This window comes from Pseudomaricurvus albidus (assembly GCF_018863235.1).
Lineage (GTDB): Bacteria > Pseudomonadota > Gammaproteobacteria > Pseudomonadales > Cellvibrionaceae > Pseudomaricurvus > Pseudomaricurvus albidus.
Map to the genome: position 1 here is coordinate 1 of NZ_JAHKRS010000004.1, position 13428 is coordinate 13428.

General features: G+C 52.5%; 14 protein-coding genes. 13 read left to right on the forward strand and 1 reads right to left on the reverse strand.

Going from position 1 to position 13428, the window contains the following annotated elements:
• Positions 1-526 precede the first annotated feature (526 nt).
• Complete coding sequence (locus tag KOI40_RS08195; RefSeq protein WP_216097025.1) at positions 527-1333, reverse strand: inositol monophosphatase family protein; 807 nt, start codon at positions 1331-1333, stop codon at positions 527-529.
• Between the two features lie 237 nt (positions 1334-1570).
• Between KOI40_RS08195 and trmJ the strand changes: the two genes are divergently transcribed.
• From trmJ to pilW, 13 genes are all read left to right on the forward strand, one after another.
• On the forward strand, positions 1571-2362 hold the full coding sequence (gene trmJ / locus KOI40_RS08200; protein WP_233710129.1) for a tRNA (cytosine(32)/uridine(32)-2'-O)-methyltransferase TrmJ: 792 nt from the start codon (positions 1571-1573) through the stop codon (positions 2360-2362).
• 111 nt (positions 2363-2473) lie between these two features.
• Positions 2474-2944, forward strand: coding sequence for a Fe-S cluster assembly transcriptional regulator IscR (iscR, locus tag KOI40_RS08205; protein WP_216097026.1), 471 nt, complete (start codon positions 2474-2476; stop codon positions 2942-2944).
• Positions 2941-4107 carry an aminotransferase class V-fold PLP-dependent enzyme gene (locus KOI40_RS08210; protein WP_216097027.1) on the forward strand — a complete coding sequence of 389 codons (1167 nt, stop codon included), beginning with the start codon at positions 2941-2943 and terminating at the stop codon, positions 4105-4107. The genes iscR and KOI40_RS08210 overlap by 4 nt, the downstream gene beginning before the upstream one ends.
• 138 nt (positions 4108-4245) lie before the next feature.
• Complete coding sequence (sufB, locus tag KOI40_RS08215) at positions 4246-5682, forward strand: Fe-S cluster assembly protein SufB (RefSeq protein ID WP_216097028.1); 1437 nt, start codon at positions 4246-4248, stop codon at positions 5680-5682.
• A gap of 60 nt (positions 5683-5742) precedes the next feature.
• Entirely contained in the window at positions 5743-6525 is a 783-nt protein-coding gene (gene sufC, locus KOI40_RS08220; protein ID WP_216097029.1) for a Fe-S cluster assembly ATPase SufC, read from the forward strand.
• A 4-nt stretch (positions 6526-6529) separates the two neighbouring features.
• Positions 6530-7786 carry a Fe-S cluster assembly protein SufD gene (gene sufD, locus KOI40_RS08225; protein WP_216097030.1) on the forward strand — a complete coding sequence of 419 codons (1257 nt, stop codon included), beginning with the start codon at positions 6530-6532 and terminating at the stop codon, positions 7784-7786.
• Positions 7787-7820: 34 nt separating this feature from the next.
• Positions 7821-9038: an aminotransferase class V-fold PLP-dependent enzyme gene (locus KOI40_RS08230; protein WP_216097031.1), complete on the forward strand. Its 1218-nt coding sequence runs from the start codon at positions 7821-7823 to the stop codon at positions 9036-9038.
• A 106-nt stretch (positions 9039-9144) separates the two neighbouring features.
• Positions 9145-9513, forward strand: coding sequence for a HesB/IscA family protein (locus KOI40_RS08235; protein ID WP_233710130.1), 369 nt, complete (start codon positions 9145-9147; stop codon positions 9511-9513).
• A 1-nt stretch (position 9514) separates the two neighbouring features.
• Complete coding sequence (gene sufT, locus KOI40_RS08240; protein WP_216097032.1) at positions 9515-10048, forward strand: putative Fe-S cluster assembly protein SufT; 534 nt, start codon at positions 9515-9517, stop codon at positions 10046-10048.
• A gap of 86 nt (positions 10049-10134) precedes the next feature.
• On the forward strand, positions 10135-10557 hold the full coding sequence (locus tag KOI40_RS08245) for a SufE family protein (protein WP_216097033.1): 423 nt from the start codon (positions 10135-10137) through the stop codon (positions 10555-10557).
• A gap of 289 nt (positions 10558-10846) precedes the next feature.
• A complete protein-coding gene (gene ndk, locus KOI40_RS08250) occupies positions 10847-11272 on the forward strand; it encodes a nucleoside-diphosphate kinase (protein ID WP_216097034.1) in 426 nt (141 codons plus the stop codon).
• A gap of 81 nt (positions 11273-11353) precedes the next feature.
• Entirely contained in the window at positions 11354-12544 is a 1191-nt protein-coding gene (gene rlmN, locus KOI40_RS08255) for a dual-specificity RNA methyltransferase RlmN (RefSeq protein ID WP_216097035.1), read from the forward strand.
• A gap of 86 nt (positions 12545-12630) precedes the next feature.
• Positions 12631-13419, forward strand: a complete 789-nt coding sequence (gene pilW / locus KOI40_RS08260) for a type IV pilus biogenesis/stability protein PilW (protein ID WP_216097036.1) — start codon at positions 12631-12633, stop codon at positions 13417-13419.
• Positions 13420-13428 lie beyond the last annotated feature (9 nt).

Consider the following 13428-nt stretch of genomic DNA (forward strand, 5'->3'; position numbering starts at 1 on the left):
CCTGTTCGCAGGGCCTTTTTTAAGAATACAGCTGTGGCGGTGCAGACGCCGACACAGAAACGACTCTCTCTGAGCTTGCGCCCTGTTCGCAGGGCCTTTTTTAGGAATACAGCTGTGGCGGTGCAGACGCCGACACAGAAACGACTCTCTCTGAGCTTGCGCCCTGTTCGCAGGGCCTTTTTTAGGAATACAGCTGTGGCGGTGCAGACGCCGACACAGAAACGACTCTCTCTGAGCTTGCGCCCTGTTCGCAGGGCCTTTTTTAGGAATACAGCTGTGGCGGTGCAGATGCCGACACAGAAATGACTCTCTCTGAGCTTGCGCCCTGTTCGCAGGGCCTTTTTTAGGAATACAGCTGTGGCGGTGCAGATGCCGACACAGAAATGACTCTCTCTGAGCTTGCGCCCTTTCGCAGGGCCATTTTTTTAGAATTCTTAACGAGCCCATCGGGCCCGTTTCACCGACTCTCTCCGAGCTTGTAGCCCTGTCAGCAGGGCTTTTTTTATGGCTCGGGGGGAGGGCTGATTTAGATTTTGCCCATGTGCTTGCCGACGATTTGCAGCAGTGGCTTAAAGACTTTCGGTGGCGCGCAAACAATATTGCCGCTATCCATCGTGGTGTTTCCACCTTTAAAGTCACTGACGAGACCGCCGGCTTCTTTTACCAGCAGAATCCCTGCGGCGACATCCCAGGATTGCAGATTCATTTCCCAGAATCCGTCATAACGACCCGCTGCGACATAGGCCAGATCCAGTGAGGCTGCGCCCGGGCGACGAATGCCGGCAGTCTGTCCGGCTATTTCCTGCAGTGCCGCTAAATAAGGGGTGATGTGTTCAAAGGCATAGCCATTGAAGGGAATGCCGGTGCCAATCAGTGCACCACCGAGACCGCGTCTGTCGGATACCCGAATACGACGGCCGTTGAGAGCGGCACCTTTACCGCGGCTGGCGGTAAATTCTTCGCGTGTCATAGGGTTCAGAACCACGGCGTGTTCGATCTGTCCCTTATGCAGGCAGGCGATGGAGACCGCGAAGTGGGGGATACCGTGAAGGAAGTTGGTAGTACCGTCGAGGGGGTCAATGATCCACTCGTAATCAGCACCTTTGCCGCTCCCGGAGCTGTGGCCCGTTTCTTCACCCCAGATGGCGTGATCGGGAAACGCTTTGCGCAGGTGGTAAATCACTTCTTTTTCGGCTGCTTTGTCTACTTCAGAGACAAAGTCGTTGCGACCTTTTTCTTCGAAGGCAACAACATCAACACGTTCAAGAGCGCGCTCAATGAGCTCGCCAGCCTTGCGTGCAGCACGCAGGGCGATATTCAGCATGGGTTCCATAGGGCACCAACCGTTTACGGCAATCAATGTGAAAGAGCAGACACCGCAAGATCGCAGCGCCTCAAAAAGGGGGCGGCAGTATAACAGTCTGTTCGAACTGTGAATATACCTGCTGTACGCTATCTTGGGTTTTAGCGGTGTTGCTGCAATATCTGGCTATTAGGATAGAAGGCAATTTGTTAAACTGCGCGCCTTTTTACCCCTGAACACCGATCTTGTTGATAATTTGGATTAGACATGTCCGACGCGCTGCTGCAAAAAATTCGAATCGTACTGGTGAATACCAGCCATCCTGGCAACATTGGCGGCGCTGCCCGTGCAATGAAAAATATGGGGATGGCCCAGTTGTATCTGGTCGATCCCAAGGAATATCCGGCAGATAAGGCGGTGTGGCGGGCAGCCAATGCACAGGATGTTCTGGAAGGGGCCATTGTTGTAGATACTCTGGAAGAGGCGGTATCCGGTTGCGGTTTGGTGGTGGGCACCAGTGCTCGCGAGCGTCGAATCCCCTGGCCGCTGGTTACGCCTCGCGAATGTGGCGATCGTGCTGTGGCCGAGGCCCAGCACCATGATGTGGCCATTGTCTTTGGTCGTGAAGATCGCGGCCTGACCAATGAAGAACTGCACAAATGCAATTATCATGTGCACATTCCTTCAAATCCGGACTACAGCTCCCTCAATTTGTCATCCGCTGTGCAGGTGCTGGCCTATGAGGTGCGCATGTCGTGGCTCGCACTGCAGGATGGCAAGCCGGTTCACTTTGACGACTGGGATCAGCCACCCGTAGAGCATCAGGAGCTGGAGCGCTATTACGAGCATCTCCAGGCGACTTTGGAGCGACTGGGGTTCCTGGAGCCGGGCAATCCTCGCCAGACCATGACCCGTTTGCGTCGTTTATACAGCCGTATTCGTATGGATAAAATGGAACTCAGTATCCTACGAGGAGTGCTGACCTCGGTTCAGAATTACATTTTCCATACCGACAACAAAATCAAAGCCCTGACGGATGGTGAAAAGAAGGAAGACTGACCTGTTGCACGTGGCTCAGGTAATACCATACTAAATTAGTAGGTTATATACTTGACCAAAGAGGTTGGTTTTTACATAATTCGCGCCCTGAATTGCCCACAGGATAGGTTTATGCGTCTTACAACCAAAGGTCGATACGCCGTCACCGCCATGTTGGATCTGGCTCTTAATGCAGAAAAAGGCCCGATCAGTCTGGCTGATATTTCCAAGCGTCAGGAGATTTCCCTGTCGTATCTGGAGCAGTTGTTCTCCAAATTGCGCCAACAGGCTCTGGTGGGCAGTGTCCGTGGGCCGGGTGGCGGTTACAAGCTCAGCCGTCAGGCGGACGACATCTCAGTGGCTGAGATTATTGATGCGGTCAACGAATCGATTGATGCAACCAACTGTGCGGGTATCGGTAACTGCCAGCATGGTCAGGTGTGTCTGACTCACTACCTGTGGTGTGACTTGAGTGACCAAATTCACGATTTTCTCAGCAATATCAGTCTGGCCAGTCTTGTGGCACGACAAGAGGTTCGTGAAGTCTCCGAGCGTCAGAACCTCGAGCAAAAGCTGGAGTTGATTGCAGCGGGGGACTCGTGAAACCTCCGATTTACCTCGATTATGCCGCGACAACGCCCGTTGATCCTGCCGTTGCAGAGGCAATGAGCCAATGTCTGACGATGGATGGCACCTTCGCCAATCCCGCCTCCCGCTCGCATATTTATGGATGGCAGGCAGAAGAGAAGGTCGAAGCGGCCCGCAGTCAGGTGGCGGAGTTGCTAAGTTGTGATCCTCGTGAAATTGTGTGGACCAGTGGAGCAACCGAATCCAATAACCTTGCGTTAAAGGGCGTTTTCGAAAAACAGGGATACACTGGGCACCTGATTACCTCTGTGGTTGAGCATAAGGCCGTGGTTGATCCGGCCAAGTGGCTGGAAGCCAGAGGTGTTGACGTCACCTGGTTGACACCGGACAGCTCCGGAGTGATTCACCCGGATCAGGTAAAAGCTGCAATCAGACCGGATACCCGTCTGGTGAGTCTCATGCAGGTTAACAATGAGACTGGAGCGATCACGCAGATTGCCGAGATAGGCAAGCTTTGCCGTGACACCAGTACAGATAGTGAACATGATGTGCTGCTGCATGTGGATGCAGCGCAATCAGCGGGCAAGTTGCCCATTGATGTAAATCAGTTGCAGGTAGACTTCCTTAGCCTGTCGGCACACAAGTTTTATGGCCCGAAAGGGGTTGGCGCACTGTATGTTCGCCGCAAAGTTCAACCGCAATTGGCACCGGTGACACATGGCGGTGGACACGAGCGGGGCATGCGTTCAGGAACCTTGCCAACTCACCAGTTGGTGGGTATGGGCGAAGCTGCCCGAATCTGTCGTGAGAAATTGTCGGACGATATGTCCCGGATAGCAGGTTTGAGGGACGAGCTTTGGGCGGGTATTGCCGACTTGCCTGGTGTGCGTCGTAATGGTTCTGCCGAGCAGGTCAGTCCAATACATCTGAACGTCTGTTTTTCAGGGATGGATGGTGAGGCTCTGCAGCTATCGTTACGGGAACTGGCTGTGTCTTCAGGATCAGCCTGCACCTCTGCCAGTATCGAACCATCCTATGTGTTAAAAGCCATGGGATTGAGTGACAGCGATGCACACAGCTCTATCCGGTTTTCGCTGGGCCGATTTACGACCGAAGACGATGTGGCGCGCGCTGTCGCTCACATTCGAGACGTGGTACTTCAGCTGCAAGCAGGTTGATGGCTCACTGGTAAAATGAAAGCAAATATGCAGCTGTCTGGCTGGAGTTGCCCGGCAGTCAAGAATTTAAAACGCCTTACAAAGAGCGTTGCCTGTTAAGACACATGGATGTCATAACCGTGAATAGCGAGTTACAACATGACTGAGCAAATTGAAAAAGCGCTGCAGCGTGAATACGAGGCCGGGTTTGTATCGGATATTGAGTCCGATACCTTTGAACCGGGCCTCAACGAAGACATTATTCGCCGCATCTCCGCAATGAAAGAAGAGCCGGAGTGGATGCTCGAGTGGCGTCTGAAAGCCTACCGCAGCTGGCTGGAAATGGACGAGCCGGAGTGGGCACATGTGCATTATCCGGAAATCGATTTTCAGTCGATCTCCTATTACTCTGCGCCAAAGAGCATGAAGGACAAGCCCAAGTCGCTGGACGAAGTGGACCCGGAACTGCTGAAAACCTATGAAAAACTGGGTATTCCCCTGCATGAACAAATGATGCTGGCAGGTGTGGCCGTAGACGCGGTGTTTGACTCCGTTTCCGTAGTGACTACCTTTCGCGATAAGCTGGAAGAGGCGGGTGTGATTTTTTGTCCCATCAGCGAAGCGGTGCACAAGTACCCCGAGCTGGTGAAAAAGTATTTGGGCAGTGTGGTGCCGCAGCGTGACAACTATTACGCAGCTCTCAATTGTGCGGTATTCACTGACGGCTCTTTTGTGTACATCCCCAAAGGCACCAAGTGCCCAATGGAGTTGTCCACCTATTTCCGCATCAATGAGCAGAATACCGGTCAATTCGAGCGCACGTTGATTATCGCCGACGAAGGCAGTCACGTGAGCTATCTGGAAGGCTGTACGGCGCCACAGCGGGACGAAAACCAACTGCACGCAGCAGTGGTTGAACTGGTTGCTTTGGACGATGCCGAAATCAAATACTCCACGGTACAGAACTGGTACCCCGGAGATGAAAACGGCAAGGGCGGTATCTACAACTTCGTGACCAAGCGCGGGATTTGTCATACCAACGCCAAGATCTCCTGGACTCAGGTGGAAACCGGTTCTGCGGTTACCTGGAAGTATCCGAGCTGTATCCTGAAAGGGGATAACAGCATCGGTGAGTTCTATTCCGTGGCCCTGACTCGCGGTGCCCAGCAGGCGGACACGGGAACCAAGATGATTCATCTGGGTAAAAATACCAAGTCGACAATCATCTCCAAAGGGATTTCCGCTGGTAAGAGTAACAACAGTTATCGTGGGTTGGTTCGCATGAACCCCGGAGCAGCCGGAGCGCGTAATTTTACCCAGTGTGATTCACTGTTGATTGGTGACAAGTGTGGTGCTCACACCTTCCCGTATGTGGAAAGTCGCAACCCGACGGCCATTGTGGAGCACGAAGCAACCACCTCCAAAGTGTCTGATGATCAGATGTTTTTGTGTCAACAGCGCGGGCTGGATCCGGAGAAGGCCGTGTCAATGATTGTGAACGGTTTCTGTAAAGAAGTTTTCAAAGAATTACCCATGGAATTTGCTGTTGAAGCCGGCAAGTTGCTGGAGATCAGTCTGGAAGGTTCAGTGGGTTAACTCCCGCTTTAACGACGACCAAGACAGATTGATTAAATGGTGAATGAGGAATTAAAGATTATGTTGTCCATTAAAAACCTGCACGCCAGTGTTGAAGAGAAAAACATCCTGAAGGGCCTGGAGCTGGAGATTAAGCCCGGCGAAGTTCACGCGATCATGGGGCCAAACGGTGCCGGTAAAAGTACTCTGGGTTATGTTCTGACTGGACGCGATGGATACAGCGTAGAGCAGGGCAGTGCTGAGCTGGATGGTGTTGACCTGTTGGAGTTGGAAGCTGAAGAGCGCGCTCGTGCGGGTTTGTTCCTGGCGTTTCAGTACCCGGTTGAAATTCCCGGGGTCAGCAACCTGGAATTCCTCAAGGCATCTGTCGACGCCGTTCGCGAAGCTCGTGGTGAAGAGGCTTTGAGCTCCAAAGATTTTCTGAAAATGGCTCGCGAAGCCAGTAAGCAAGTGAATTTGCCCGCCGACTTCCTCAAGCGTGGCGTTAACGAAGGCTTTTCTGGCGGTGAGAAAAAGCGCAATGAAATCCTGCAGATGCTGTTGTTGAAACCCAAGCTTTGTATTCTCGACGAATCCGACTCCGGTCTGGATATCGATGCCTTGCAGGTCGTGGCTGAGGGTGTAAACAGCCAGCGTTCGCCAGATCGCAGTTTTATTGTTGTGACTCACTACCAGCGCCTGTTGGACTACATCAAACCAGACTTTGTCCACGTACTGGCGGATGGAAAAATTGTTAAAAGCGGTGATTACTCTCTGGCTCACGAGCTGGAAAGCCAGGGCTATGCCTGGTTGAAGGATCAGCCTGCTGACGAGGCCGCGACCAACGACGTGGCCGAGGGGTAAGCGGATGAGTAATTGGTTAAACGGAGCCGTCGCCCGAGCCGAATCGGTCAGCGACTGGCTGGCACCAAAGCGACAAGCTTCCTTAGCGTTGTTGCGCGAGGCCCAGTGGCCAACGCGTAAAACCGAAGCCTGGAAATACATACCGATCAATGTGTGGGATCGCACCGAGTTGCAATCTGATGCAGTTGAGGTCAACGCTGTTGCAGAGTCGATTGAAGGCCTGAACAGTATTGATCTGGTGTTCGTGAACGGTGAATTGACGTCAGATCTGAATGATGAATTGCCGGCAGGACTGAGCATAGTTTCTCTGGCCGACGCTTCGGCCGATGCACAGTCGTGGGCAGCAGAGACTTTCGCCTCGGTTAAGCCGTCGCGCCACCTGTTCGGCCTGGTGAACGATGTTCTGGCGACTCAGGGAGTGCTGATTGATGTGGCTGCCGAGGCAGTTATTGAACAACCGATCCGTATTGTGAATGTACTGACTCAGGACAGCGAAGCCCATACGCGGGTGCTCGTGCGCCTGGGACAAAACGCCAAAGCCTCTGTCGTTGAACAGTTCTGTGGTAATCAGCGCAGCAAGAACACGGGCTTTGCCGAGTACAAGGTGGGAGAGAGCGCACGTCTCGAACATTACCGATTTGCTCTGCAAACCGGCGAGTCGCTGAGTATCGGCGGCAGCCATTTCGAACTGGCAACCCGCGCAGAACTGAACAGTACTCTGGTTGGCTTTGGCAGCACTCTGCAGCGTGTCGATGTGGATGTGACTCATGCGGGTGAACATGCTTTTGCCAAGTTGAATGCAATTTATCTGCTTGACGGCAAAGAGCTGTTTGATCTGCACAGTACCATTGAGCACGCCGTGCCTCATGGCACTACAGAAGAGAACGTTCGCGGCATTGTTGCGGATAATTCCCGTGCTGTGTTTAACGGCCGAATTCATATTCACCGTGATGCTCAGAAAACGCTGGCCGAGCTGAATAACCGTAATTTGCTGATGTCTGATCGTGCCGAGATCGACACCAAGCCCGAACTGGAAATCTACGCCGACGACGTACGTTGCGCGCACGGCGCCACCATTGCGGAGATCGATAAAACCGCTCTGTATTATTTGCAGTCTCGTGGTGTGAGTCGTTCCCAGGCGCAGATCATGCTCAATTTTGGTTTTATTAATGAGCTGGTTGACGAGATGCCCAATGACGTTCTGGCTGAATGGTTGCGCCCACAGTTGCGCGATCGCTTTGCTGCGATGGAAGTGAAGTAACGATGGGACTTAAGTGGCAAGAGGTGAAAGCCCTATGACGTTTGATGTAATGGCACTGCGCAAGCAGTTTCCGATCCTTGCGCGAGAGATAGACGGTAAGCCTCTGGTTTATCTCGATAATGCGGCAACCACACAAAAGCCACAGTGCGTTATTGATTCGATCGTAGATTATTACACCACCTGCAATTCCAATGTGCATCGTGGTGCGCACCGTTTGGCGGATGAGGCGACTCAGCGCTACGAAGGTGCCCGCGATACCGTGGCGCAATTTATCAATGCGCAGGCACGTGAAGAGGTTATCTGGACCAGCGGTACCACTGAGGCGATCAATATTGTCTCAAATGGCATTGGTCAGATTCTGAAAAGCGGTGACGAAATCGTTGTTACCGAAATGGAACACCACGCCAATATCGTGACCTGGCAGCAGGCCTGCAAGCGTTCTGGTGCCACTTTAAAAGTCGCGCCCATCAACGAGTTGGGTGAGCTGGACGTGGCCGCGTTTGAAGCGCTGCTGACATCGAATACCAAGATGGTGGCTTTTCCGCAGGTGTCGAATTCTCTGGGAACCATCAATCCGATCAAAGAATTGACCCGCAAGGCTAAAGCCGTGGGCGCCTGGGTGCTGGTCGACGGCGCGCAGGGCATTGCCCACGGGCCGGTGGATGTTCAGGATATCGGGTGCGATTTTTACGCCTTCTCGGGCCACAAGTTGTTTGGTCCCACCGGTATTGGCGTGCTTTGGGGCAAGGCCTCGCTGCTGTCTGAGTGGCCGGTATGGCAGACCGGTGGTGAAATGATCTCCGAAGTCACTTATCAGGATGCCCAATGGAATGTGTTGCCTTACCGACTGGAGGCAGGAACGCCCCATATAGCAGGCGCCATTGGCATGGGTGAGGCGGTTCGCTGGTTTTCCGAGCTGGATATGACGGCGCTCAAGGCTCACGAAAAAGCCTTGATGGACAGTGCTACCGCCCAGGCACAAGCCTTCGAAGGGCTGACAATTGTGGGTCAGGCTCGTGAAAAAACAGGGGTGTTAAGCTTTTTGATGGAAGGTGGGCACCCGGCCGATATCGGCTTTCTGCTGGATCGTCAGGGCATTGCCATTCGCACCGGGCACCACTGCGCCGAGCCACTGATGAACCGTTTGGGGATTCCTGGCACTGCGCGGGCATCTTTCTCGATTTACAACACGCTGGACGAAGTGGACGCGCTGTTTGAAGCTTTGAAAAAAGTCAGAATGATGCTGGCTTGATCCGGTTTTCCGGATGAAAGGGAAGTCCCGCCCTCGGGTGGGTATTGTTGACGGTATAAAGTTGACCATAGAGAGTCGGCCGTGAGGGCTGACCAAGAGGTTAAAAATGACAGATATGAAAACCCCGGAGATCTTTGATCCCAATGCACCTGCAGTCACCATGACTGAAGCTGCAGTACGTCATTTTGAAAAGAAGCTGGCGACTCAGGACGGCAAAATCATTCGTCTGAGTACTGAAACCAGTGGCTGCACCGGTTATGCCTACGTTCTGGACTTTGCTGACGGACCTGAAGAAGGGGACGAGGTACTGACTCCCAGCGATAAGATTACTCTGTCGGTGGCGCCGGATGCTGTGAATATCCTGCGTGGCACTGAAATCGATCTGGTGACCGAGGGTATTAACCAGGTCGTCAAGTTCAACAACCCCAACGTCGTGGCAGAATGTGGCTGTGGCGAAAGCTTTAGTGTGAGCTGATATGCAGCAAAGTATGGTGGTCACCCGTCGGGATTGCCCCGCGCGACGTGTGCCTAGCGGTGAGCCCGTCGTGTTGAAAGAAGGCCAGTTCCTGACAATCAATCAAAGTCTGGGCGGTAATTTTACCGTTACCTGGCAGGGCAACATGTTCCGAATTGACGGTACCGATGCGGATGCCATTGGTCAGGAAGTGGAGTTGCCGGATTTCAGTGATGATGGCAGCGGCAAAATCAACGAAGATCAGCTGTGGGCGGCTCTGGATTCCATTTACGACCCTGAAATCCCCATCAGTCTCGTGGAGCTGGGTTTGATTTACGGTGTAGACGTGGATCAGGATTCTGGTCGCGTGGATGTCCGCATGACCCTGACTGCCCCCGGATGTGGTATGGGCCCGGTGTTGGTTGGAGATGTGGAATACCGAGTCGGCAAGGTGCCCAATGTGAAAGCCGTATCGGTCGAGCTGGTGTTTGATCCCCCCTGGTCCAGAGATATGATGACCGAAGAGGCCCAGCTTGAGGCGGGTCTGTTCTTCTAGTGCTGCCGGTTAGCACTGAATGTATCTTCACACAGTATCTGCATATCATTTAAATATCCCGTTAAAACAGAGGCTTAACAGAAATTATGGCATTGCCGACCACCGACGAAATCCTCGATGACCTGACCTTCTTTGACGATTGGGAAGAGCGTTACAAATACATCATCGATCTGGGTAAAGACCTGCCAGAGATGGATGAGTCCCTGAGAACGCCGGAGCGTCTGGTGAAAGGGTGCCAGAGTAACGTCTGGATCGAAGTGGGTCGTGAAGACGACCGCCTGCAGTTTCTGGTCGACAGTGATGCGGTTATTGTGCGTGGGTTGCTGGCTGTGGTTATGGCGGCATACAACGACAAAACCCCCTCTGAAATCACCGGTTTTGACGTCGATGGCTATTTTCAGTCTCTGGATCTCGAGCGCCATCTCAGCCCGACACGGGGCAATGGTCTGAAATCCATTGTGGCGCGTATCCAGTCCATCGCTCAGGCCTCCCAGACGGCCGCAGGCTGAAAATTACCCGCTCGCAGGTTTAAAGCCGCGCATGAATCTGAGCTTTAAGACGCCCGTTATGGCAGCGAATTCCTTTCTTCAGAAATAGCCTGGCCATAGCGTCCCGAATCCCCCATTTTTATTGGGGATTTCGTATTAAATTCATGGATTTACGCGTATAATTCGCGCGTTTTGTAATTCGGGAAGTGCATTCTGCCGATTTTTTGGCCGGATATGCCTTCCGAGCTTTAAGTGCCTCCATCCGGAGGCGATTTATTTACTCTTAATTTCGACTGTTTTGGAGACCCAAATGGCCGTTGAACGTACCCTGTCCATCATCAAACCTGACGCTGTTGCCAAAAACGCAATCGGCGAAATCGCAGCTCGCTTTGAAAAAGCTGGCCTGAACATTGTTGCCATGAAAATGCTGCACCTGGACGATGAAAAAGCAGGCGGTTTTTACGCTGAGCACAAAGAGCGTCCTTTCTTCGCTGATCTGGTCGGTTTCATGACTTCTGGTCCTGTTGTTGTTCAGGTTCTGGAAGGCGAGAACGCCATTGCTGCTAACCGCGACCTGATGGGTGCTACCAACCCTAAAGAAGCGGCTGCTGGCACCATCCGTGCTGACTTCGCAGAAACCATCGATGCTAACGCTGTTCACGGTTCTGACTCTCCAGAGTCTGCTGCTCGTGAAATCGCTTACTTCTTCGCAGAAGGCGAAATCTGCCCTCGTTAATTGGCGGCGGGGCCCGGATTTGACGGGCCCGCGTTAATACGTGGGTAATGCCCATTTGGTGAATGATTCAGGTAACCAACCATGACAGATTCTGTTACTGCTACTGCCACAACAGATGTCAGCACGGACGCTAACAAGACCGAAGACAAAGTCAATCTGCTGGGCCTTTCTCAGGCCAAGCTGGAAGCTTTCTTCGAGTCTATTGGCGAGAAAAAATTTCGTGCGACCCAGGTCCTGAAGTGGATTCACCAGATGGGTGTTGATGATTTCGACAATATGACGAACATCAGTAAAGCTCTCCGTGAAAAGCTCAAGCGCATCGCGGAAGTGCGTCCCCCGGAAGTGATCCAGCAGCTGGATTCCGCCGACGGGACAAGAAAATTCCTGATTAAGGTAACCGGCGGCAGTGCTGTAGAAACGGTTCTGATTCCCGATGGTGATCGTGGCACTCTGTGTGTCTCTTCTCAGGTGGGCTGCTCTCTGGATTGCAGCTTTTGTTCCACTGGTAAACAGGGGTTTAATCGCGACCTGACCGCTGCCGAAATCATTGGGCAGGTATGGTTGGCGGCCAAATCCTATGGCCAGTTTGGCGAAGACCGCCCTCGCATCATTACCAATGTGGTGATGATGGGAATGGGTGAGCCGCTACTGAATTTTGATAACGTTGTCGATTCCATGAATCTGATGATGCACGACAACTGTTATGGTTTGTCCAAACGACGTGTGACCTTGAGTACCTCAGGTGTGGTTCCGGCACTGGATCGTCTTGGTCAATATACCGACGCGTGCCTGGCGGTTTCCCTGCACGCACCTAATGATGAGTTGCGCAACGAGCTGGTACCGATCAACAAAAAGTACCCGATTGCCATGCTGCTGGATTCTGCCAAGCGCTATATTGAAGGCCTGCCTGACAATCGCCGCAAAATGACCATCGAGTACACACTGATCAATCAGGTGAATGATCGCCCGCATCATGCCCATGAGCTGGCGCAGCTACTGAAAGACATTCCCGTCAAAATCAACCTGATTCCGTTTAATCCTTTCGATCAGTCGGATTATCGTCGTGTGAGCAACAACGCCTTGCGCACATTTCAGGATATTCTGATCAAGGCCGGGTATACCACCACCGTACGCACCACTCGTGGTGATGATATCGATGCTGCCTGCGGACAGTTGGCCGGTGCCGTCAATGATCGTACCAAGCGCAGCGCTCGCTATCGTGACCAGCAGGCCAAAGGCGCTGAAGAACCGGTGCGCATCGTTAATTCGTGAAACTTGTTCGTGTTTATCTTGTCGTCTGATATATCATAATAACGATTCGATTCTTGAGGACAGGACAAATACCTACAGGGAATTTTATGAAGATGTGGAGTGATATGGGGTTTAGCAAGATCGTACACAAAGGGTGTTTCCTCTTTGCCGTAATGTTGTTGGCCGGCTGTGTGACCACCACCAATTCGACACAGCCCAAACCCGATCTGGATCAGGCGGAAAAGACGCACGTTCAGGCTGGATTGGGCTATTTGCGTCAGGGCGATAAAAAACCCGCCCGCCGACACTTTCAAAAGGCCTTGAAAATCAATAAGAACTCCGCCGGTGCTTACAATGGCCTCGCGTATCTTTATTGGATGGAAAACAACACCGAGCTGGCCGAAAGTAACTTTGAGAAAGCATTGTCAATTGATCCCGGCTTTTCTCAGGCTCGCAACAACTACGGAACCTTCCTGTTCAGTCAGCAGCGCTACACCGCTGCCGAAGAGCAATTCGAGAAGGTCAGCAAGGATTACGAATACGATAATCGTTATGTCGGACTGCTGAACCTGGGACGAACACAGGCCAAGTTGGGCAAGCAGGATAAGGCCATCGATTCCCTGAAACAGGTTTTGGGGATCAATAGCCAGCTTGCAGCTCCCTATCTGGAGCTGGCAGATATCTATTTCGATCAGAAAGACTACACCGTGGCTCGTTTCTATCTGGATCAGTACGGCAAGCGTGCACGGCAGACCCCGCGCAGTTTGTGGTTGGGTATTCGCATTGAACGAATCTTTGGCAACAAGGACAAAGAGGCCAGTTATGCGCTGGCTCTGAAAAACCTGCACCCATACTCGTCTGAATATCTGGAATACAAGCAATCGATTGGTGAGTGAGGTGACATA

Excerpts from the sequence above, each read along its gene's own strand:
- KOI40_RS08195 (WP_216097025.1), bottom strand. The coding sequence starts at position 1,333 with ATGGAACCCATGCTGAATATCGCCCTGCGTGCTGCACGCAAGGCTGGC.
- trmJ (WP_233710129.1), top strand. The coding sequence starts at position 1,571 with ATGTCCGACGCGCTGCTGCAAAAAATTCGAATCGTACTGGTGAATACC.
- iscR (WP_216097026.1), top strand. The coding sequence starts at position 2,474 with ATGCGTCTTACAACCAAAGGTCGATACGCCGTCACCGCCATGTTGGAT.
- sufB (WP_216097028.1), top strand. The coding sequence starts at position 4,246 with ATGACTGAGCAAATTGAAAAAGCGCTGCAGCGTGAATACGAGGCCGGG.
- sufC (WP_216097029.1), top strand. The coding sequence starts at position 5,743 with ATGTTGTCCATTAAAAACCTGCACGCCAGTGTTGAAGAGAAAAACATC.
- sufD (WP_216097030.1), top strand. The coding sequence starts at position 6,530 with ATGAGTAATTGGTTAAACGGAGCCGTCGCCCGAGCCGAATCGGTCAGC.
- KOI40_RS08230 (WP_216097031.1), top strand. The coding sequence starts at position 7,821 with ATGACGTTTGATGTAATGGCACTGCGCAAGCAGTTTCCGATCCTTGCG.
- KOI40_RS08235 (WP_233710130.1), top strand. The coding sequence starts at position 9,145 with ATGACAGATATGAAAACCCCGGAGATCTTTGATCCCAATGCACCTGCA.
- sufT (WP_216097032.1), top strand. The coding sequence starts at position 9,515 with ATGCAGCAAAGTATGGTGGTCACCCGTCGGGATTGCCCCGCGCGACGT.
- KOI40_RS08245 (WP_216097033.1), top strand. The coding sequence starts at position 10,135 with ATGGCATTGCCGACCACCGACGAAATCCTCGATGACCTGACCTTCTTT.
- ndk (WP_216097034.1), top strand. The coding sequence starts at position 10,847 with ATGGCCGTTGAACGTACCCTGTCCATCATCAAACCTGACGCTGTTGCC.
- rlmN (WP_216097035.1), top strand. The coding sequence starts at position 11,354 with ATGACAGATTCTGTTACTGCTACTGCCACAACAGATGTCAGCACGGAC.
- pilW (WP_216097036.1), top strand. The coding sequence starts at position 12,631 with ATGAAGATGTGGAGTGATATGGGGTTTAGCAAGATCGTACACAAAGGG.